The sequence below is a fragment of the Alteribacillus persepolensis genome, from assembly GCF_900099605.1.
GTDB classification, from domain to species: Bacteria; Bacillota; Bacilli; order Bacillales; family Marinococcaceae; genus Alteribacillus; species Alteribacillus persepolensis.
The window spans coordinates 513,696-533,872 of record NZ_FNDK01000001.1 but is presented as its reverse complement, the minus strand read 5'-3'; the positions used below and the strand labels follow the sequence as shown (position 1 = coordinate 533,872).

The following is a 20,177-nucleotide window of genomic DNA, read 5'->3' as shown; positions in this document are numbered from 1 at the left end:
ATTGATGCGGGGTGCTAAAGCATGAAAGTTAAGTCGCAAATTATAGGCATGGAGCCGTATAAACCGGGAAAACCTATGGAAGAGGTCAAAAGGGAGCTCGGTTTAAAGGAAGTTCATAAATTAGCTTCAAATGAAAATCCGTATGGTGCTTCTCCAAAAGCAAAAGCAGCGGTTCAACAGGCAGTACTTTATCCGGAAATTTATCCTGACGGGTATGCTGCAGACATTCGTCAAGCTGTAGCCGACCACATAGGAGTGAAGGCGAGCCAGTTATTATTCGGAGCGGGATCAGATGAAGTAATTTTAATGTTGTGCCGTGCGATGCTGAATAATGAGACAAATACGGTCATGGCATCTCCAACGTTTTCGCAATACAAACACAACGCAGTCATTGAAGGAGCGGAGATTAGAGAAGTTCCTTTAAAAGACGGTGTGCATGATTTAGAGGGTATGCTTGAGCAAATTGATGAGAACACGCGAATTGTTTGGGTATGCAATCCAAATAATCCAACGGGTACGTATGTAAATGATGAAGCTTTTCAAGCATTTATGCGCCAAGTACCAGAAAATGTGCTCGTCGTCTCTGACGAAGCGTATATTGAATACGTAACGGCACAAGATTATCCTAATACGCTGGCTTATTTAAATGAATATCCTAATTTAATGATTCTTCGTACGTTTTCAAAGGCGTATGGGTTAGCTTCAATGCGTATTGGCTACGGGGTGGCTCAAGAAAAACTGGTGCAGTCTTTGGACCCAGTAAGACCTCCATTTAACACGAATACCATTGCTCAATATGCAGCTATAGCAGCACTTGGTGATGAGGAATATATTGAAGAATGCCGCATAAAAAATCGAAAAGAGCTGGATCGATTGGAAAGATACTGTGAGAAGAAGGGCTTGTCCTACTTGCCTTCTCAAACAAACTTTATGTTGATTCAAACTGGCGTATCTGGTGATGTTATGTTTGATGCACTCTTAAAAAAAGGCTTTATCATCCGTTCTGGCGAAGCATTAGGTTATCCGGATTGGATTCGGGTGACAGCAGGTACAAGTGAACAAAACACATGCTTTTTGCAGGCATTAGAAGAGTGTTTAGATGAACAAAAACATTCCGTGAAAGGGTAAACAAAAGCAGCGGCCTGGTACTTCCCTTAGAAGTGGCCCGCTGCCTTTTTTCATGAAAAGAGCATAGAGAGCAAAAGGAGGGCAAAGGGTGAAACGGAAAATATGCATTATTGGTATGGGATTGATTGGCGGATCTATTGCGTTGTCTATCAAGAAAGAACATGATGTACATATTGCTGGTATCGACATTGATCAAAATCAATTACGGCTGGCCCAGTCGTTAAAAGTCATAGATGAACCTGTGGAAAGTTTAGCAGAAGGTGTTCAGGACGCTGATTTAATCGTTATTGCGGTGCCGGTAACGAAGACAGAACAAATCATTGAAGAGCTAGAAACCTTTCCATTAAAAGAAGGTGCCATTGTTACAGACGTGGGCAGTACAAAAAATAAAATCTTTCATAAGGCAAAAAGATTGTTTGAAAAAGGTGTTACGTTTATTGGCGGCCACCCAATGGCGGGCTCTCACAAAAGCGGTGTGCAAGCTGCGAAACCGCATCTCTTTGAAAATGCGTTTTATGTTTTAACTCCTTGTGAAAGCACGGATATGAATAAGGTTATTCAGCTGCAAAACTGGTTAAAAGGTACACAAGCAAGGTTTATTGAATTAACACCGGAACAGCACGATCATTTTGCAGGTTTAATCAGCCATCTGCCCCATATTATTGCAGCAGGACTCGTACAGCAGGTGAAACGTACGGCAAAAGAAGATAATATTGTTGCACGGCTGGCAGCCGGGGGTTTTCGTGATATTACAAGAATTGCTTCGGCGTCGCCGGTAATGTGGCGGGATGTTCTCTTGCATAATAAAGATATTATCCTATCTCTGTTGGACGATTGGAAAGAGGAAATGAAGAGAGTGGAGAAATTGCTTGAAGAAGAAGATCCTCTTGAAATTCAGCATTATTTTGCTTCTGCTAAGTCGTTTAGAGATGGACTGCCGTCACGGGAAAAGGGTGCCCTGCCTGCTTTTTATGACTTATTTGTTGATGTTCCAGACCATCCTGGTGTTATTTCGGATGTAACCGGCATCCTGGGTAAGGCTGGAATTAGCATTACAAACATCCACATTATTGAGACACGTGAAGATATTATGGGGGTTTTGCAGCTGACGTTTCGGACAGAAGCCGACAGGGAAAATGGCCGGCGCCATTTGGAAGAAGCCTTGTATGAGACGTATATTATGGAATAACAAGAATGGGTCTGTCCCATGAGCCGGAGTGGTTTTATCTTTGATAAACATCAGCTGAAATACGCTTTGCTTTCCAGGGTAACATTGCGAGCAAAAGCTGCTCACTGCGGGGTCTTCAGCGGCTGCTGATCTATTCCCGCAGGGGAGCGTGTATTTCAGCTGTGAAAAATCTTTTAGGGGCAGCCTCTTTTCACGTTTGTTATACGTTACAGAAGTACCTTTCCTTTAGCCTGCTTTCCTTTTTTAGGGAACTTGCCAAATTTCCTTTAAAAATTATTTAAATATTATTGACTTTGAAAGCGTTTTAGTTATAATAAAAGTAGCGTATGGTTTCTCTCCACTCCTATCCATACTCTTATAATACGTTTCAGCACTTGTGTGCTGGCCCGATTTGTAAGCGTTTACGAATCGGGTCTTTTTTTGTGCTGCTTATGCGCAGGTGCTCTGCCTTGTTTCATAAATCCACGCTGTCTTTCATATCTTCGAGAAAAAGGGAAGAAAGGCAGGGAATGTAGTGAAATATTGGCTAAATCACGCTGTAGAAGAAAATAAGGGCCCTGTTCATATAAAAATTGAAGACGAAGTAATTACCTATAGACATTACTATCAGTATGAAAAAATAATCAATGTGCATGCGGGAGGTTTTCACATTGAACCTGCGAAGGCGGCCATTGGGCCGACAGTGCAACAGTGCAATGACCAAAAAGGCCAAAGAAGATGGGAAACACTGGTGAAAAAAGGGGTCACCACAACGCTGATTATGATGCCGGTAAAAAAAGCCAGTCAACTGGACCATGTAACAGAACAATCATTGAATCTATTAAATAACGTACCAATCGATTATCTGATTGTGCCATCGGTTCACAGCAGACAGCTGACTCCTGCTTTTATGAGACAACTGCTGCGGCGCAACTTTCCAGTTGTTGAAATTTATTTTACTTCCTTATCGGAGTGTCCATACGTGGCTTGGGATTGGATTAAACAAGCACTCGGGCCTGAACCGTTAAGTTTTATTTTTCGCTTTCCGCCGCCTGACTCCGCAGAGGAACAAATAGAAAAAAATAAATGGGAAAAAGCTCTTTCTTCTCACTTTCATATTGTAACATTTGAAAATGGAGCTCTGTTAAGTAAAAATGAAATGCAAACCATTGGCCTCTATCCCGTTAAAGGTACAGTTGCTCGAGGAGATGCGGATTATTTGTTATACTATGAATCCAAAAGAGTTAATCAAGTGGATAGACACGTGTCAGAAGGACAACCCCCCGATATTGTTGTATTGCGGGGAAAGGTATTGAAAGCAGGTCATCAAGTTCAGCTCTTAAAAGGATTTGGCCGCTGCTGTAATGCTTTTCTTCCAGGGAGGCTTCGTTCTATTCAGCGCGTGTAGATGATGTGGAGGTTGTAAAAATGAAAAGCAGTTTGGAAGAGTCCCTTGAACTGATTCAAAACGGGGATGTAGAAAAAGGGTTACAGCGTTTAGAGGAAGTGGAACAAAATGCCAGTCATCAAGAAAAATATGACCTTATTCAAATATATGAAGAATTGGGAAGGCTTGATAAAGCAAAACCGCTATTGGATGAATTAATTAGTTATTATCCCGATGAAGGTGAACTGTTAACGACAGCTGCTGAAATGGCTGTTGATTTAGATGAAGAGGATGAAGCGATTGAATGGCTGCTAGAGGTAAAAGAAGGTGATGAGGCGTATGTAAGGGCACAGATGCTGCTGGCTGACCTCTATCAATTACAAGGATTGGATGAAGCAGCAGAAAACCGGTTAAAAGCTGCACTCCAAAAAGAACCAAATGAACCGGTTCTCTTAGCCGGGCTAGGCGATTATTATTTAGACCGAGGAGACTTTGCGAAAAGCATCCCATATTTGAAACAGGCGCAAGCACAAGGGTTTGAATTTCCAGAAGGCGGTTTGAATCTGCGGCTGGCCGAAGCATACAGTGCCACTGGAGAATTTGAAACGGCCCTCACCTACTACCGGAAAGGGTTAAAAGACAAAACAGACCCGCACTCTTTATTCGGTTACGGATTTACAGCGCTGCAAATAGAAGACTACCAACTGGCTGCGACGCAACTAGAGAAGTTAAAACAAACTGACCCTGATTATGTGACACTCTATCCTTATTTGATTCGGGCTTACGAAGGGCTGGAAAAGTATGAAGAGGCATTAAAAGCAGCGGAAGATGGTTTATCGGTGGATGAACAAAACGATACATTGTTTACCGAAGCAGGCAAGCTTCAGCTCGCTCTTGGCAATGAATCTGTTGCCCAGGACAGACTAAAAGAAGCGATTGCTGTTAATCCAGGGAATCAAGAGGCTGCCAAAGCATTATTTGCTCTGTGGCTGGACCAGGAAAATTATGAAGCAATTGAAGATCTTGCTTTGCATCTGAAAGAACTTGGAGAAGAGGATGCATATATGGATTGGTACTATGCAAAGGCTCTATGGGAAAAGGAAGCGTTCGACGAGGCAGAGAAACTGTTTGAAAAAGTATATCCTTCCCTGTCTCAACACGATGACTTCTTAGAAGACTATGGCAAGTTGTTTTTAGAACTTGGCTATAGAAATAAAGCCCTTCACTTTTTTAAACAAGCACTCGCTCTTCATCCTGGAAATGAGGAGCTGGATATGTTTATCCGTGACCTCGAAGAAGAATTCTAATGCATGAAAAGGGAATGAAGGTGTGCTTGTCGAAAGATAATACTGTTATCAAAACTGAGTGTTTTGCTTGGTGACAAGGAGGGATTGGTGTTGAGTAACGTTGTATCAGCGATGGAAAAGCGGGACTTCCTAAAGTGGTTTTTAAAAACACAGCGCATCAAACAAAGAGAACATGCATGGATTTTACATTACCTTTTAAGTGACGGTAAATTGTTAGAAAAAGTTCACTTTGTCGAAAAAGCAGAGTATTGTCCAAAAGCCGTTATTTTTTCTAGCGAAACTCTCAACTCCATGCCTTTTTCTTACCATAAAAATCAGTTTGTCACCATGGACACAGAGCGGTCTTTCCATGATATCAGGCTGCATCCAGATGAAGACCTTTATGTGCAGCTGGCGTTTGAAGGTGATGAATTTTTAACCTATTATGCAGAAGTGCTAGAAGATAATCCATATGTACCTGGAAAAGATCAGGAAAAATTGTTGTTGGAAATAGCCGCGGAACATATTCTTAACCAGGCCGTTTGGGATTTTGAACATGAGTCACTGCGAAAGAAGATTGATGATGCACTAATCCACAAAAGAAAGAAAGAATTCTACAGGTTAACAGAGAGATTATTAATAATACAGCAAAAACTCTATAGGTGATGCAGATGTTCGGGCTGTCCGTTATCGGGACAGCCTTTTTCGCTGACTGGCAAGTATAAAACGTTAGTAGAGGCAAACGATAGACATCATTCACACTTTAAGAGAATCAGCATTCGTTGGGCGAGGCATTTGCCGGCACTTAAAAGCTTGGTGCTGGCTCAGTTTTCTTTGAAAAATACAGGGAAAAATATATCTCTGCTTTTCAGGAATGCTTACGACGTTTATAATAAAATGAGTTTTTATGTTTCATTAATAATAAATGCATAGAAAGAGGGGATGATATGAAATGGATAACCAATGACATTGCTTCATTTATTCAAGAACGAAAGTACATCGATACAGCTCTTGTTCCGCTTTTGCCAGTAACGTTTGGAAGCGGTGTACGGCAAAGCGCAGCGATGAACGAATTCATTTCCATTATTTCCGATGAATTGGAACGCCAGTTTAAAGGAAGAATGTTATTAGTTCCGCCATTTACTTATTTAGAAACGGAAGATATTCATCAACGCAAAGAACGGCTGTTGGAATGGGCGGCGGAGATGAAAAAGGAAGGAACAGCACATATTATCTACATTACAGCGGATTCAGAATGGAAAAAGGCAGAACAAAGCTTGGGAGACCTGTTGGTTTGGATGCCGCTTGTACCTTTGGAAAATATGGATATGGAGTATAAGAGACAGGTAGTATCAGAACAAATTAAACAGTTAATCCCGTTAATCATGGAAAAGTGGAAAATGGATACATGAAAAGTCGAAATAACTCGCAAAATCGGTCTGCAAAAGATTGACAGCATATTCAAAACTAGGCTATCATGAGTATGTCCTAGTTGTGTAAACGTGTGTGTATTACGTCCAAATGGACCGAACTTATATAGCAGGGGGGGATATGTGGTGAGTGAAAAAGATCATAATGTGTCTAGGCGTCAATTTTTAACATATACGCTCACAGGAGTTGGGGGATTTATGGCAGCCGGCATGATTTTGCCGATGGCAAGGTTTGCTATAGACCCGGTGCTTCAAGCAGGTGCAGCAGGTGATATGACAGCTGTTGCGGACGTGAGTGATTTGACGGAGCAGCCGCAGCGGTTTGATTTTTCTTATGAGCAAAAAGATGCCTGGTACACATCAGAAGTAACAGAAACTGCATGGATTTACCAAGAAGGAGATGAAATTGTCGCTCTTTCACCGACTTGTACTCACTTAGGATGTACAGTGAATTGGGATGCAAATGAAGATTATCCGGACCAGTTCTTCTGTCCTTGTCATGGTGGACGATTTGAAAAGGACGGAAAAAACATTGAAGGTACACCGCCGACTGAACCACTTCATAAGTATGAAGTGGAAGTACAGGATGGAACGGTTTACCTTGGAAAAGCTGAACCACAAATCTAGGAGGGGCGTCATTTATGTTACAAAAAATATATGAATGGGTAGATGAACGCCTGGACATTACTCCAATGTGGCGCGATGTCGCTGACCATGAAGTGCCGGAGCACGTAAACCCTGCTCATCACTTTTCAGCGTTCGTTTATTGCTTTGGAGGATTGACGTTTTTTATTACAGTCATCCAAATACTGTCCGGGATGTTTTTGACGATGTATTATGTACCCGATATTGTAAACGCCTACGAGTCGGTTAAATATTTGCAAGGTGAAGTAGCGTTTGGAACGATTGTACGCGGCATGCACCACTGGGGAGCAAGTCTCGTCATAGTCATGATGTTTTTACATACCTTGCGTGTATTCTTTACAGGGGCATATAAACGACCTAGAGAATTGAACTGGGTGGTAGGTGTACTTATCTTTTTTGTTATGCTTGGTTTAGGTTTCACAGGTTATCTGCTTCCATGGGATATGAAAGCATATTTTGCTACAGTAGTTGGTCTGCAGATTGCTGAAAGTGTCCCCGTTATAGGAGGACTGGCAAAGACGTTGTTAGCAGGGGACCCAGAAATCATTGGGGCGCAAACATTAACACGTTTCTTTGCGATTCATGTATTCTTTTTGCCTGGAGCTTTGCTTGGCCTGATGGCAGCACACTTTATTATGATTCGAAGACAAGGTATTTCCGGGCCGTTGTAAGGAATGCAGGTACGAGCGTTGAAGATTGAATCTATAAGGAGGGAAACCGATGCATCGTGGAAAAGGTATGAAATTTGTTGGGGATTCCCGCGTGCCTGCCGAACGTAAACCGAATATACCAAAAGACTATTCGGAGTTTCCGGGTAAAACAGAAGCTTTCTGGCCGAACTTCTTGTTAAAAGAATGGCTGGTAGGGGCTGTTTTTCTTATCGGTTATTTGTGTTTGACGGTAGCACACCCATCTCCATTAGAACGGGTGGCGGATCCTACGGATTCCGGTTACATACCATTGCCGGACTGGTATTTCTTGTTTTTATATCAGCTGTTAAAGTATGAGTATGCAGCCGGTGACTTTACTGTCATTGGTGCAGTTATTATGCCTGGTTTGGCGTTTGGGGCTCTCTTGTTAGCACCGTGGCTGGATAAAGGCCCAAGAAGAAGAGCGTCACAGCGGCCAATTGCAGCTGGCCTAATGCTTTTAGCAGTGCTTGCTACAGTCTATCTTACATGGGAGTCTGTCGACCATCACGACTGGGAAGCGGCAGCTGAACAAGGTGAGATGCTTGATGAAGAGGAAGCAGCAGCGGTAGAAGAAGTTGACACGGAAGCCGAAGGTTATCAGATATATTCTGATCAAGGCTGTATCGGCTGTCACGGCGACCAGCTGCAAGGTGCAGGCTCTGCAGGTCCGGCTCTCTTTGATGTGCCATATGATGCGGAGTCCATTAAAGACATTGCTGTAAATGGTATTGGCGAAATGCCAGCTGATCAGTTTGATGGTTCCGATGAAGAGCTAGATCTTCTTGCTGAATACATCGCAAGCGGAGGTAATCCTGAAGCTGGCGGTGACAGTGAAGGCGAAGAAGAGGGCGAAACAACGGATGAAGAAGAAAATGCTGAAGACGGCGAAGAAACGGAAGAATAAGCAGCAAATAGCAGCTGTCCCTTGCCTGAAAGGGACAGCTCTTTCATTATGGCGAGAAACGGATGGTGGCAAAAAGTGAAGCTTTTTATAACGTTTTTAGGAACGCCTTCCATGCTAAGTCTTCTTTTAGTCGTGAATGTTCTCGGGACGATTTATGGTTATTGGTGGTATGGGTCTCAGCTTGAAATTACTCCGGCTGTGTTTCTTGTGTTTGTACCAGATTCCCCGACAGCAAGCTTATTTTTCTGTATCGTTTTAGCTTTATTTTTGTTTCGAAAGCATAACGGGCTTATGGAGGCTTTGGCATTTATTACTTTAGTCAAGTACGGATTGTGGGCGGTAGTGATGAACATCGCTGCCGGTGTGCATGGTGATATGCTGAACTGGCAAAATTATATGTTAATTGCTTCTCATTTAGGGATGGCTGTTCAAGCTGTTTTGTTTTCTCCGTATTATCGTATAAAAGGCTGGCATTTAGTGATAGCAGCTATATGGACATTGCATAATGATATAATTGATTATGTTTTTGGTATGTATCCTTGGGTTTCACCTGCCATCAATGATTACATAGCACAGATTGGATATTTTACGTTCTGGCTGAGTATTTTTTCGATTGGTCTGGCTTATGTTTTAGGCGTTAGAAAACAACGCCTGACTCTGCTGCTTCCGTGAAAATAAAATTCTGTATAAGAAACGGTTGTTTATATAAATAATCGGCATGGCAGCGTGGCAAACAGTAATGTCTGTACAAAAAGTACAAGCTAAACATCACGCGGGACGAACGGGTTTGTTCAGCTTTGGAAAGACAAGAATGCATCTGCTTCAAGTATCCAGCGGAGGTGCCGTCACAAAAACAATCTCCGCATAGAACAGAGCTTAAAAAATAGCTGTATAGAAATAACACCCTTCCGGTCTACTCTTGTCCAAGTATTCATAAGTATGGAACGAGGAGATGAGGAGGGGTATGATATGATACATTATCGAAGCGGAAGCTTCTTTCATAAGCAGCTTTTCATATATGGATGTTTGAGTGCTGCAATGTTTTTTTTATTTTTCTGCTGTGTCGGACAAACTAGTGCTGAGCATGCTGCTGTGGATATGGAAGAAGTGAATGAGAAAGCTGCTCTCCTGTATGAACTGGCAGAAAAGGGGAATTATGAAGATGCAAAGCAAGTGCATAGCTGGTTAAAACAGCATTTGCCATCTGTTCCATTTGATGAATATGATGTGAATACGAATCAGCTGTCTGAACTGCTGCGTTCATTTGAACGAGCCGAAGAAGCAGTGAATCGAGCGGAATTAGACGATAAGCAGCGGCTTCGGTACCTTTTTGCTTTTCGGCTTGCAGCAGATGCTGTCGTGAGTCAAGAAAATCCGTTGTGGAAGCAGTCTGCCAAACAACTTTTACATCAGCTTGATGAGTTGGAACAGCAAGTCCATAATGGAGAAGTGGAGCATGCAAAACAAACTTTTCAAGAGTGGCAGCGTCAATTTGAAGAAATTCGGCCGGCCATCTATACAGGTGTGGAGGAACAACATTATTTACCGTTTATTTCCTACGTGCGTTACATGGACCAGCATGCCGGCTGGCTTCAATCAACAAGTACAAACGATATACAAAAATTGAAGACTGCTTTAGAAAATGTAGTGAATGAAGAGAAAAGATCAGCGGCAGATCCTTCTTTATGGCTGGTAATGCTTTCGGTAGGAAGTGCAATTATTGTGTCATTAACATATGCCGGCTGGAGAAAATATAAAGGAGAGAAGCAGCGTCAGCAAATTAGAGATTAATGTTCAAAAACCCGTCAAACTCTCGTGAGCAGCTTTATTGACTTTATTTGACGTTTTAAATAAAATGAAAATATACCAAATGTACGGAAATGGAGGGAAGCATCGAATATGGGAATGTGGCTGTTGTATATAGCGGCACTATTGATTATTCCAATATGGGCGCAAATGAAAGTCAAAAAAGCCTATCGCAAATATTCAGAGGTTTCTAACTCATCTGGGATGAGCGGCAGAGAAGTAGCAACAAAGATTTTGCATGAAAACGGCATATTTGATGTAGATGTAGAGCCAGTCAAAGGCACGCTTTCTGATCACTACGATCCAAAAGCAAAAGTAGTGCGCTTGTCAGAAGACAATTACTACGGCACGAGTGTAGCTGGTCAAGCTGTCGCTGCCCATGAAGTAGGGCATGCGATTCAAGACGCAGAAGATTATGCTTTCTTGCGGTTTCGCCACACCCTTGTTCCAGCGGCGAATCTTGGTTCAAACTTATCGTTTTTCTTGATTTTAGCTGGTGTACTGTTTCAAGCAAGCGGATTGCTGCTTGGCGGTATTATTTTCATGTCAGCAGCCGTCTTGTTTCAGCTTGTGACATTGCCAGTTGAATTTAATGCCAGTAACCGGGCAATGGAACAAATTGTTTCTACAGGCATTATTCGAAATGACGAGGAAAAAGAAACGCGAAAAGTGTTGGATGCCGCAGCATTAACTTACGTAGCAGCAGCACTTGTGGCAGTACTAGAACTTGTTCGGTTCGTATACATGTACTTCCTTATGAACGAAGAGTAATACAAAACGCAAGCACTTTGTCAGTGGCTTGCGTTTTTTTACGGCGTTTTAATCGGCCTTTTGTTTTCATCAAGTGTAAAACCTTCGCCGGATACATCCTGCACGTCGTTGACAGTCACAAAAGCTTGTGGGTCAATCTTTTCAACTAAATGCTTGAGCCGCATGACTTCATTTCGACTGACCACACAATATAACACTTCCTTATCTGACCCTGTAAATGAACCTTTGCCTCGTAAAACAGTCGCTCCTCGGTCCATTTCTTGTAGAATAGCCTGTGAAATGACGTTGGTTTTATCAGAAATAATAAAGGAAGCTTTCGCAGAATAGGCTCCTTGCTGTATCATGTCAATCACTTTGGCAGCCACAAAGACGGCAACAAGTGTATACATTGCTTCTCGAAAGTCTAAGTATACAAGCGAACTGGTGATAACGAACGTATCAAACAAAAATAATGTTCTGCCAATACTCCAGCCTAAATAACGAAATCCTACTTTTGCGATAATATCTGCTCCGCCGGTTGTTCCGCCATATCGAAAGACAAGTCCAAGGCCGGTACCAATTAATACGCCGGCAAAGAGCGCGGCTAACGTCATGTCTTGTTCAAGGGAAAGATGGATCAGCTGGTATTCTTGAAATAACCATAAAAATAAAGAAATGCCAATTGTTCCAATAATCGTATAAAAAAAGACGGTACGTCCAAGGACTTTCCAGCCAATAATAAATAAAGGAATGTTTAAAATGAAGTTGGAGTAGGCGGGGTCAATGTGGAACAAAAAATATAAAATCAGTGTGATGCCAGTAAAACCTCCATCCGCCAAGTTGTTCTCCATATTAATGTAAACCAGTCCAAATGACATAATGGCAGATCCTAATAGGATGAGACATGCATTTTTAACGTGGACAGCTATATTCATTATCAATCCCCCTCTGATAAAGCCGGATAAGCTTCATTATAGGAAAAACAAATCAAACAAACAACTTGCCCTTTCACAGGATGTGATGGATTCTTCTTGCAGAACAGGGCGTTCGTGAAAGCAGCAGAAGTACCTTTATATTGTCAAATGAATGGGAATTCGATACGATAAGATGGGAAGGGAAGGGTTAGATACATATGGATAAAAAAACAATGCAAGCGATGCAGGAAGAAGTAGATAACCATATATCTCAATACAAAGAAGGATATTTCAGCCCATTAGCTATGCTGGCAAGGTTAACAGAGGAAACAGGTGAGCTGGCTAGAGAAATGAACCACTACTATGGAGAAAAGCCTAAAAAAGAAAGTGAAACGGAAAAGTCTTTAGAACAAGAAATGGGCGATATTTTATTTGTCTTAATTTGCTTTGCTAACTCATTAGATATTGATTTAGAAGAAGCATTCGATGTAGTAATGAAAAAATTTAAAACAAGAGATAAAGATCGTTGGACGAAAATTGACAAAGGAGATGACAAAGAATGAATATGGATCAACCAACTCGAATAATTGTTGCAGGACCTAGGGGAAAAATGGGACACGAGGCTGTCCAATTAGTGCATGAGACAGAACATTTTCAACTCGCTGCTGCGGTTGATTCCAAAAATAATGGCAAGAAGGTGCAAGATCTCGAGGGAATGCCTAGCGAAGATGTGCTGGTTTATGATGATATGGAGGATTGCCTGCAAGCTGTCGAAGCAGATGTTCTGGTTGATTTGACAACTCCAGAAGTAGGAAAAAAACATTTGGAATTAGCATTGGATTATGGAGTACGTCCAGTTGTAGGAACAACTGGGTTCAGCCCGGAAGATATTGACCGGCTGCGCCAAAAAGCAGAAGAAAAAGAAATCGGGGCGATTATAGCTCCCAACTTTGCTGTGGGAGCAGTCTTAATGATGAAGTTCTCACAAATGGCTGCAAAGTATTTCCCAGATGTAGAAATTATTGAAATGCATCATGATAATAAATTGGATGCACCGTCAGGTACAGCTGCGAAAACAGCGGCGTTAATCAATGAAGTACGTCCGCATAAATCTCAAGGGCATCCAGATGAAAAAGAGGAATTAGAAGGAGCGCGTGGAGCGGAAGTAGATGGTTTGCGTGTACATAGTGTACGACTGCCCGGTCTTGTTGCACACCAAGAAGTAATGTTTGGCGGCTCTTCACAAACGCTTTCGATTCGCCATGATTCCATCAACCGTAAATCGTTCATGCCTGGTGTTAAACTGGCAGTTGAAAATGTGTTGCGTGTGAACACATTGGTATATGGGCTTGAAAACATTATGGAGTAGGAGGGCGCGCCGATGAACATTGCTTTAATTGCGCACGATAGAAAAAAAGAAGATTTAGTTCGTTTTGTACAAGCCTATAAACCAGTGCTCGACAGCCACGTTCTCCACGCTACAGGTACGACCGGTGCCAGGCTGGAAGAAGAAGCAGCAGTTCATGTAACAAAACATCTGTCCGGACCGCTGGGAGGAGACCAGCAAATCGGATCTCTTGTTGCCGATGGGATCGTTGACCTCGTCTTATTTTTTAGAGATCCCCTACAAGCACAGCCTCATGAGCCGGATATTTCGGCATTGATTAGGCTGTGTGATGTACACAGTGTGCCGGTTGCAACGAATATGGCAACAGCTGAGGTATTAATAAAAGGGCTGGAACATGGGTTTTTTGAATTTCGTAAAGCAATGCCAAAGGAGCGGAAAGCAAGTGAATAAAAGGGTGATACTGGCAGTCGGCGCGCACCCAGATGATGTGGAAATTGGTATGGGTGGAAGTATAGCTGTACATGCAGAAAATGGAGATGATGTATACATTTGCAGCTTAACACGCGGAGAACTGTCTTCAAACGGTACCATCGAACAACGCCAGCATGAAGCAGATCAAGCAGGAGCCATATTAGGTATAACAAAGCGGTTTCAGCTCAACTTTTTCGATCGTTTTCTGAGCCGTGAGGACCAATCATACAAAGACATGATTTCGTTAATAAGGGATGTAGAGCCAGATACAGTGTTTGCACCGTTTTATGAAGATAGACACCCCGATCATGGAGCGTGTTCTCGTTTAGTAAGAGAAGCGGTTTTTGATGCGAAGATTCATAAATTTCCTGGTATTTCTCAACCAGCACATCAAACCCCGTCTTTGTTTTACTATTGTATAAATGGTGTACAAATCCCTGATTTCTATGTAGATATTTCACGTACACAGCCGAAAAAAGAAAAAGCACTTGCTGCGTTTCAAAGTCAATTTGTACCAAAGCAAGACAGCATAAAAACACCGCTTACCGACCGCTATATAGAATCTGTCAGAGCACGTGATTCGTTGTTTGGAAAAGAAGCAAACACTGTGTTTGCAGAAGGGTTTAAACGAGAAACACCGCTTGTTTTTTCGGCGGTTCCAAAAAGGAGCAGTCAATGAAACAAAAGATTGGTATTTCATGTTATCCAACGGTAGGCGGTTCGGGTGTTGTAGCTACAGAGCTAGGCAAACTATTAGCGGAAAAAGGGCATGAGATTCACTTTATTTCAACGAGCATGCCCTTTCGTTTAAATAAGACATATCCAAATATTTATTATCATGAAGTAGAAGTGAGTCAGTTTGAAGTATTTCAGTATCCGCCATATTCGTTGACTTTGGCTAGTAAAATGGCAGAGGTCATTGAAAGAGAACAGCTCGATGTATTGCATGTCCATTATGCTGTCCCTCATGCTGTTTGTGCATTATTAGCAAAAGATATGGTGGAGCGTGATATTAAAGTGGTTACGACATTACATGGCACAGATATCACGGTACTAGGCCATGATTCCTCGTTAAAACCAATCATTAAATATGCGATTGAGCGCTCAGATAAAGTAACAGCAGTTTCTCAAGCGCTGGCTTCACAAACAAAAGAATCTCTTCACATTACCAGGCCAATCGAGACGATTTATAACTTTATCGATGAGCGTGTGTATAAACCGCAAATAATGAAAAATGAGTTGAAACATGCGTATCATATTCAAGAACATGAAAAAATCGTGGTTCACATTTCTAACTTTCGGCCGGTAAAACGGGTTGTAGATGTGGTAGAAGCATTTCATGTTTTACATGAGCACACCCCTTCCAAGCTATTAATGATTGGAGACGGTCCAGATCGTAATAAGGCGTATCGGCATGCGGTGCAGCGAGGTATTAGTGAAGATGTTCTATTTTTAGGCAGCCAAAAAAATATTGTTGATTTTTTAAATATCGCTGATATCATGTTTCTTTTATCAGAAAAAGAAAGCTTTGGGCTGGCCGCGTTAGAAGCGATGGCTTGTGGAGTTCCTGTCATCGGAACAGATACAGGAGGGATTCCAGAGGTTATCGTTAACAATGAAACCGGTTATACTTGTCCTGTTGGTGATGCAGAAGAGGCAGGCTTAAAGGCGTTGCATCTTTTACAACACCCTTTATTATATGAAGCGTTTTCATCAGCTGGTAAAGCGAGAGTGGAAGAGGTGTTTGCCTCATCATTAATCGTCGAATACTATGAATCCATCTACCACGAGGTGTCGCTGACGTGAAGGACAGACAGGGCCTTTGGGAAAAAGCATTGGAAGTATTGAATATAATAACACAACACGGGTTTGAGGCGTTTATTATAGGAGGCGCTGTGCGTGATTTTCATTTACGCCGGCGTATACATGATGTGGATATTGCTACTAGCGCTTCTGTCGATGAAATGAAAACAATGTTTCCAAAAGCGAAGCAGTTATCCAAGCATTTTCCAACGTGTCTGGTGATATATCAACAGGAAGCGTTTGAAGTGACAACGTATCGCAGTGAAAATAAAACGTTGACAGCTGACTTGTTGCATCGCGATTTTACAATGAATGCAATGGCGATAGATAGAAAAACAGCTATTATTGATCCATTTGGTGGAAAAACAGACATAAAACAGCAGATTATCCGCAGTGTGGAACCAGCTAAACGGTTTAAAGAAGATCCGTTAAGGATGATACGAGCTGTTCGTTTTATGGCACAGCTGGATTTTTCTATCGAGCCAGGTACGCATGAGTGTCTATTGAAACATCGGCCACTGCTCGAGCAACTTCCCGCAGAGCGTGTCCAAGCAGAATGCGGCAAGCTTTTAATGGGCGATGATCATCGTGATGCGCTGACGTATTTGTTTTGCTGCGATATCCCTGCTTTTTTTCCAAAGGCGATACGTCCCGTTTCTATACATGCCCGTAAACATTCGTACAACTACGACATGCAGCCATTAATCACCGCAGAAGAGCGGTGGGCTGCTTTTTTGTGGCTCTTGTATGGAAAAGAGGCAAAACAAATGCCCAAAAAATGGCGGTTTTCAAATAGGGACAAGCAGAAACTGATAGTGATTCTTTCATTTGCAGAAGCATATCCAGAGACGATTCCATGGAATAAACAACTTATTTATCAAACTGGATTGACGCTGGCATTACAGGTGGAGCGTCTTCATCAGTGGCTGTATGATCATACGAAAAAGGAACGTTTTGTTTATATACAGTCCGTATACCGCACACTGCCCATAACAAGCAGAGAAGAACTGCGCATTAATGGCAAGGATATTTTAGCGACAGTTCCTTTGATTAAAAAAGAAAAAATTGGAGATGTTTTACGGCAGCTGGAACACAAGGTGGTAGAGGGGTCTGTAAAAAACGACCGTCAAGAACTAGTCACATTTGTAAAGGAGAAGCTGCATAATGAGAGGTAAATTACTGCAATTATTAATGCAAACGTCGGATACGTTTGTATCTGGACAAGAAATTAGTGAGCGATTAGGCATTTCACGAACGGCTGTATGGAAACATATCGAAGAACTTCGTAAAAATGGCTATGAATTAGAAGCAGTACCGCGAAAAGGGTATCGGCTCGTCCATACGCCTAATCATGTAACAAAAGCTGAGATTGAAGCGGTGCTGTCGACAAATCGATTAGGAAAAAACATTGTATATAAAGGAGAAGTTACTTCTACACAAGCGCTGGCTCATGACTTGGCAAGAAGTGGAGCAGAAGAAGGAACCATCGTTGTAGCAGATGAGCAGCGCGAAGGAAAAGGAAGGTTAGGCAGGGAGTGGCATTCTCCACCAGGAACAGGACTTTGGTGCAGTTTGATATTAAGGCCGGATGTTCCGCCCCAAAATGCTCCACAGCTCACGCTGCTGACGGCTGTAGCTGTGACAGAAGCCATTAAAGAAGCAACGAGTATAGATGCATCTATCAAATGGCCAAACGACATATTAATTGACCAGAAAAAAACGGCGGGCATTTTAACAGAAATGCAGTCTGAACCAGACCGCGTTCAAGCTGTCATTATTGGAATGGGTATTAATGTCAATCAGCAAATGGAACATTTTCCAGATGAATTGTTGTCGGTTGCGACATCACTTTCGATTTCTTCTAACCAGCAAACGTACTCGCGTGCACAAGTGATTGCTGTTATTCTTCAACGGCTGGAGCATTGGTATGATGAGTATTTAAAGAACGGATTTACAAAAGTAAAACAACAATGGGAGAAGCTGTCGGTTACCATTGGAAAAGAAATTACAGCAACGACAGTGCAGAAAACAATCCGAGGCGTAGCAAAAGGAATTACAGAAGATGGTGTGTTAATGCTGCGAAAACCAGATGGAGATATAGAACATATTTATAGTGCTGATATTCATTAACCGCTACGACGCTAATATTTGTTATACTACATGTACAGGCAATATCTCTTTCGAATTGCACTGTGTATACATTAAAAAACAAATAAACAATCTGCCTTGATCCAATCTGGACAGGGACGGAGGCGAGGAGAAGGGTTGTAGCTGCCTTCTCTTTTCTCCGGACAAAGGAGGAGAAACATGAAAAGTATCAGCACGTTTATGAAAATGAAACAAGAACGTGATCCAATTGCTATGATGACTGCTTATGATGCCCCATCGGCTAAAGCAGCAGCAAAGGCAGGCGTAGACATGATTTTGGTTGGTGACTCTGTTGGAATGGCTGTTCATGGTTATGACTCTACCATTCCTGTGACGTTAGAAGACATGCTGCTGCATTCCAAAGCGGTTCGACGCGGAGCACCAGAAACATTTGTAGTGACAGATTTGCCATTTTTAACGTATCAAGGTGATTTTTCCGAGACGCTGCAAGCGGTAAAACAGCTGCTGCAAGAAGCTAACGTGCAAGCAGTCAAGCTTGAAGGAGCAAAGCGGACGCTTTCGACGATTCAACGTCTTAGCGAAGCAGGTGTTCCTGTAATCGGTCATTTAGGACTGACACCGCAATCAGTAGGTGTCTTAGGCGGATACAAAGTACAAGGGAGAACGGAAGAAGCAGCAAAACAGCTGATAGAAGAATCCAAACAAGTTGAAAAAAGCGGTGCCGTTGCTTTGGTGTTAGAATGTGTTCCAAGGCAAGTTGCCGCTCATATATCATCATTGTTAGATATACCGGTGATTGGCATTGGTGCTGGCAGTGAAACCGATGGGCAAGTGCTCGTCTTCCATGATGTGATTGGTTTTTCCGATGGCTTTCTGCCTAAATTTGTGAAGCAGTATGCTCATGTACAAACAGAGGTTGAACATGCATTGTCCATGTACGTCAGTGAAGTGAAGCAGCAGGTGTTCCCAGGTCCGGAACATACTTTTTCCATGAGTGAAGAGACATTAAATAAACTGTATGGCGGGATAAAGTCGTGAAAGTGATTCATACCGTTTCTGAGCTGCAACGCTATATGGCTGATATACAAAAACAACAAAAAGCCATTGGATTTGTACCAACAATGGGAGCTCTTCACTCCGGACATTTGTCGCTCATGAAAAGAGCAAGACAAGAAAATGATGTATTGGTGCTAAGCATTTTTGTCAACCCTTTGCAATTTGGACCAAACGAAGATTATGAGGACTACCCTCGTACATTAGATAAAGATAAAGACATTGCTCGTACAGCAGGAGTGGATATTATTTTTTCCCCTGGTGTAAGAGACATATATCCGCGCCCTATGCGAAATGAGATAAACGTTATTTCGGGCACGGATGTGTTGTGCGGCAAAAGCCGCCCAGGCCACTTTAACGGTGTCGCAACCGTTGTTTTGAAATTGTTCCAATTGGTGCAGCCTGACCGTGCTTATTTTGGACAAAAAGATGCACAGCAAGTGGCTGTGATCAAAAACATGGTCGATGATTTTCACCTTTCTGTCGACATAAGAACATGTGAAACGGCGCGTGAAAACGACGGACTGGCAGTAAGCTCGCGCAATGTCTATTTATCGGAACGGGAGCGGAGCCGGGCTGTTCATCTATATAAAGGATTACAGCACACATTGCGCTGGATAACAGGACAGGCATTCATCACACCTGCTGAGGCGGAACAAAAACTGCAGCATTATCTGCAAGAACACATTGGTGCACAAATGGATTATGTTCAAGTGCTGTCCTTTCCTGAATTAAAACCCTTGCATCAACTAGAGGGGTCAGTGATTGTGGCTTGTGCCGTTTTCTTTGAAAAAGCGCGCCTGATTGATAATGTACTAGTGCACGTGGAAAAAGGACGGGGAGGTTATTACGATGTTTCGTATATTGATGAAATCTAAGCTGCACCGTGCGACAGTAACAGAAGCAGATTTACATTATGTGGGCAGTATTACAATCGATAAACATTTGATGGATGCTGTGGATATAGTCGAAAATGAAAAAGTGCAAGTTGTCAATAATAATAACGGCGCTCGTTTGGAAACATATGTAATAGCCGGAGAACCAGACAGCGGAACAATATGTTTAAATGGAGCAGCGGCTCGTTTAGTGCAGCCTGGAGATCAAGTCATTATTATGGCGTATAGTTTTATACCAGAAGAGAAGTGCCAGGCATTTCAGCCGAAAGTAGCTGTTCTAGACGACAGCAATCATATAGTCGATATGCTCTCCAATGAGCCGCCTTCCACGATTATATAAAGAACAAAGCAAAGGCCCCCGCTGGAGTAAAGCTGTTCTGACGGGGG

General features: G+C 42.3%; 23 protein-coding genes. 22 read left to right on the top strand and 1 reads right to left on the bottom strand.

What is annotated here, in order from left to right; translation table 11 throughout:
- Window positions 1-21 precede the first annotated feature (21 nt).
- The 12 genes from hisC (at window position 22) to BLT18_RS02500 (ending at window position 11,217) form a co-directional block, all read left to right on the top strand.
- Window positions 22-1,128, top strand: a complete 1,107-nt coding sequence (gene hisC, locus BLT18_RS02555) for a histidinol-phosphate transaminase (protein WP_091270883.1) — start codon at window positions 22-24, stop codon at window positions 1,126-1,128.
- An 88-nt stretch (window positions 1,129-1,216) separates the two neighbouring features.
- A complete protein-coding gene (locus BLT18_RS02550) occupies window positions 1,217-2,317 on the top strand; it encodes a prephenate dehydrogenase (protein ID WP_091270881.1) in 1,101 nt (366 codons plus the stop codon).
- Window positions 2,318-2,831: 514 nt separating this feature from the next.
- Window positions 2,832-3,704 (top strand): hypothetical protein, encoded by an 873-nt coding sequence (locus BLT18_RS02545; protein WP_091270879.1) that lies wholly within the window; start codon window positions 2,832-2,834, stop codon window positions 3,702-3,704.
- Between the two features lie 20 nt (window positions 3,705-3,724).
- Entirely contained in the window at window positions 3,725-4,990 is a 1,266-nt protein-coding gene (locus tag BLT18_RS02540; RefSeq protein ID WP_091270878.1) for a tetratricopeptide repeat protein, read from the top strand.
- A 90-nt stretch (window positions 4,991-5,080) separates the two neighbouring features.
- A complete protein-coding gene (locus BLT18_RS02535) occupies window positions 5,081-5,635 on the top strand; it encodes a ReoY family proteolytic degradation factor (RefSeq protein ID WP_091270876.1) in 555 nt (184 codons plus the stop codon).
- A gap of 281 nt (window positions 5,636-5,916) precedes the next feature.
- The gene (locus BLT18_RS02530) at window positions 5,917-6,381 is read left to right on the top strand and encodes a YpiF family protein (protein ID WP_091270874.1); all 465 of its coding nucleotides are present in this window, start codon (window positions 5,917-5,919) and stop codon (window positions 6,379-6,381) included.
- A gap of 144 nt (window positions 6,382-6,525) precedes the next feature.
- Entirely contained in the window at window positions 6,526-7,026 is a 501-nt protein-coding gene (locus BLT18_RS02525) for a QcrA and Rieske domain-containing protein (RefSeq protein WP_091271157.1), read from the top strand.
- 14 nt (window positions 7,027-7,040) lie between these two features.
- Window positions 7,041-7,715, top strand: a complete 675-nt coding sequence (gene qcrB / locus BLT18_RS02520) for a menaquinol-cytochrome c reductase cytochrome b subunit (protein WP_091270872.1) — start codon at window positions 7,041-7,043, stop codon at window positions 7,713-7,715.
- A 49-nt stretch (window positions 7,716-7,764) separates the two neighbouring features.
- Window positions 7,765-8,640 carry a menaquinol-cytochrome c reductase cytochrome b/c subunit gene (locus tag BLT18_RS02515; RefSeq protein WP_091270869.1) on the top strand — a complete coding sequence of 292 codons (876 nt, stop codon included), beginning with the start codon at window positions 7,765-7,767 and terminating at the stop codon, window positions 8,638-8,640.
- A 75-nt stretch (window positions 8,641-8,715) separates the two neighbouring features.
- Entirely contained in the window at window positions 8,716-9,312 is a 597-nt protein-coding gene (gene lhaT, locus BLT18_RS02510) for a lipoprotein heptaprenylglyceryl N-acetyltransferase LhaT (protein ID WP_407639913.1), read from the top strand.
- Between the two features lie 297 nt (window positions 9,313-9,609).
- Window positions 9,610-10,431: a sporulation protein YpjB gene (locus BLT18_RS02505; protein WP_175487341.1), complete on the top strand. Its 822-nt coding sequence runs from the start codon at window positions 9,610-9,612 to the stop codon at window positions 10,429-10,431.
- A 108-nt stretch (window positions 10,432-10,539) separates the two neighbouring features.
- Window positions 10,540-11,217 (top strand): zinc metallopeptidase, encoded by a 678-nt coding sequence (locus tag BLT18_RS02500; RefSeq protein ID WP_091270864.1) that lies wholly within the window; start codon window positions 10,540-10,542, stop codon window positions 11,215-11,217.
- Window positions 11,218-11,255: 38 nt separating this feature from the next.
- Here the strand turns inward: BLT18_RS02500 and BLT18_RS02495 are convergent, their stop codons facing one another.
- A complete protein-coding gene (locus tag BLT18_RS02495; RefSeq protein WP_091270862.1) occupies window positions 11,256-12,131 on the bottom strand; it encodes a YitT family protein in 876 nt (291 codons plus the stop codon).
- A 197-nt stretch (window positions 12,132-12,328) separates the two neighbouring features.
- On the opposite strand from BLT18_RS02495, the gene BLT18_RS02490 reads away from it, so the two are divergent.
- From BLT18_RS02490 to panD, 10 genes are all read left to right on the top strand, one after another.
- Window positions 12,329-12,673, top strand: a complete 345-nt coding sequence (locus tag BLT18_RS02490) for a nucleotide pyrophosphohydrolase (RefSeq protein ID WP_091270861.1) — start codon at window positions 12,329-12,331, stop codon at window positions 12,671-12,673.
- Between the two features lie 2 nt (window positions 12,674-12,675).
- Window positions 12,676-13,479: a 4-hydroxy-tetrahydrodipicolinate reductase gene (gene dapB, locus BLT18_RS02485; protein ID WP_091271155.1), complete on the top strand. Its 804-nt coding sequence runs from the start codon at window positions 12,676-12,678 to the stop codon at window positions 13,477-13,479.
- Between the two features lie 12 nt (window positions 13,480-13,491).
- Window positions 13,492-13,908 (top strand): methylglyoxal synthase, encoded by a 417-nt coding sequence (gene mgsA / locus BLT18_RS02480; protein WP_091270859.1) that lies wholly within the window; start codon window positions 13,492-13,494, stop codon window positions 13,906-13,908.
- Window positions 13,901-14,608, top strand: a complete 708-nt coding sequence (gene bshB1 / locus BLT18_RS02475; RefSeq protein ID WP_245705149.1) for a bacillithiol biosynthesis deacetylase BshB1 — start codon at window positions 13,901-13,903, stop codon at window positions 14,606-14,608. Before mgsA ends, bshB1 begins: the two co-directional genes overlap by 8 nt.
- Entirely contained in the window at window positions 14,605-15,735 is a 1,131-nt protein-coding gene (gene bshA / locus BLT18_RS02470) for an N-acetyl-alpha-D-glucosaminyl L-malate synthase BshA (RefSeq protein WP_091270857.1), read from the top strand. Before bshB1 ends, bshA begins: the two co-directional genes overlap by 4 nt.
- A complete protein-coding gene (locus BLT18_RS02465; protein ID WP_175487340.1) occupies window positions 15,732-16,907 on the top strand; it encodes a CCA tRNA nucleotidyltransferase in 1,176 nt (391 codons plus the stop codon). Before bshA ends, BLT18_RS02465 begins: the two co-directional genes overlap by 4 nt.
- Complete coding sequence (locus BLT18_RS02460; RefSeq protein ID WP_091270853.1) at window positions 16,897-17,862, top strand: biotin--[acetyl-CoA-carboxylase] ligase; 966 nt, start codon at window positions 16,897-16,899, stop codon at window positions 17,860-17,862. Before BLT18_RS02465 ends, BLT18_RS02460 begins: the two co-directional genes overlap by 11 nt.
- Before the next feature lie 177 nt (window positions 17,863-18,039).
- Window positions 18,040-18,879: a 3-methyl-2-oxobutanoate hydroxymethyltransferase gene (gene panB, locus BLT18_RS02455; protein WP_091270851.1), complete on the top strand. Its 840-nt coding sequence runs from the start codon at window positions 18,040-18,042 to the stop codon at window positions 18,877-18,879.
- On the top strand, window positions 18,876-19,772 hold the full coding sequence (gene panC, locus BLT18_RS02450; protein ID WP_091270850.1) for a pantoate--beta-alanine ligase: 897 nt from the start codon (window positions 18,876-18,878) through the stop codon (window positions 19,770-19,772). Before panB ends, panC begins: the two co-directional genes overlap by 4 nt.
- The gene (gene panD, locus BLT18_RS02445) at window positions 19,747-20,130 is read left to right on the top strand and encodes an aspartate 1-decarboxylase (protein WP_091270848.1); all 384 of its coding nucleotides are present in this window, start codon (window positions 19,747-19,749) and stop codon (window positions 20,128-20,130) included. The genes panC and panD overlap by 26 nt, the downstream gene beginning before the upstream one ends.
- The last annotated feature ends 47 nt before the right edge of the window (window positions 20,131-20,177 follow it).

What these genes read in the sequence shown, in the direction of transcription:
- hisC (WP_091270883.1), top strand. Translation starts at nt 22, where the DNA reads ATGAAAGTTAAGTCGCAAATTATAGGCATGGAGCCGTATAAACCGGGA.
- BLT18_RS02540 (WP_091270878.1), top strand. Translation starts at nt 3,725, where the DNA reads ATGAAAAGCAGTTTGGAAGAGTCCCTTGAACTGATTCAAAACGGGGAT.
- BLT18_RS02530 (WP_091270874.1), top strand. Translation starts at nt 5,917, where the DNA reads ATGAAATGGATAACCAATGACATTGCTTCATTTATTCAAGAACGAAAG.
- qcrB (WP_091270872.1), top strand. Translation starts at nt 7,041, where the DNA reads ATGTTACAAAAAATATATGAATGGGTAGATGAACGCCTGGACATTACT.
- BLT18_RS02515 (WP_091270869.1), top strand. Translation starts at nt 7,765, where the DNA reads ATGCATCGTGGAAAAGGTATGAAATTTGTTGGGGATTCCCGCGTGCCT.
- BLT18_RS02505 (WP_175487341.1), top strand. Translation starts at nt 9,610, where the DNA reads ATGATACATTATCGAAGCGGAAGCTTCTTTCATAAGCAGCTTTTCATA.
- BLT18_RS02500 (WP_091270864.1), top strand. Translation starts at nt 10,540, where the DNA reads ATGGGAATGTGGCTGTTGTATATAGCGGCACTATTGATTATTCCAATA.
- BLT18_RS02495 (WP_091270862.1), bottom strand. Translation starts at nt 12,131, where the DNA reads ATGAATATAGCTGTCCACGTTAAAAATGCATGTCTCATCCTATTAGGA.
- BLT18_RS02490 (WP_091270861.1), top strand. Translation starts at nt 12,329, where the DNA reads ATGGATAAAAAAACAATGCAAGCGATGCAGGAAGAAGTAGATAACCAT.
- dapB (WP_091271155.1), top strand. Translation starts at nt 12,676, where the DNA reads ATGGATCAACCAACTCGAATAATTGTTGCAGGACCTAGGGGAAAAATG.
- mgsA (WP_091270859.1), top strand. Translation starts at nt 13,492, where the DNA reads ATGAACATTGCTTTAATTGCGCACGATAGAAAAAAAGAAGATTTAGTT.
- bshA (WP_091270857.1), top strand. Translation starts at nt 14,605, where the DNA reads ATGAAACAAAAGATTGGTATTTCATGTTATCCAACGGTAGGCGGTTCG.
- BLT18_RS02460 (WP_091270853.1), top strand. Translation starts at nt 16,897, where the DNA reads ATGAGAGGTAAATTACTGCAATTATTAATGCAAACGTCGGATACGTTT.
- panB (WP_091270851.1), top strand. Translation starts at nt 18,040, where the DNA reads ATGAAAAGTATCAGCACGTTTATGAAAATGAAACAAGAACGTGATCCA.
- panD (WP_091270848.1), top strand. Translation starts at nt 19,747, where the DNA reads ATGTTTCGTATATTGATGAAATCTAAGCTGCACCGTGCGACAGTAACA.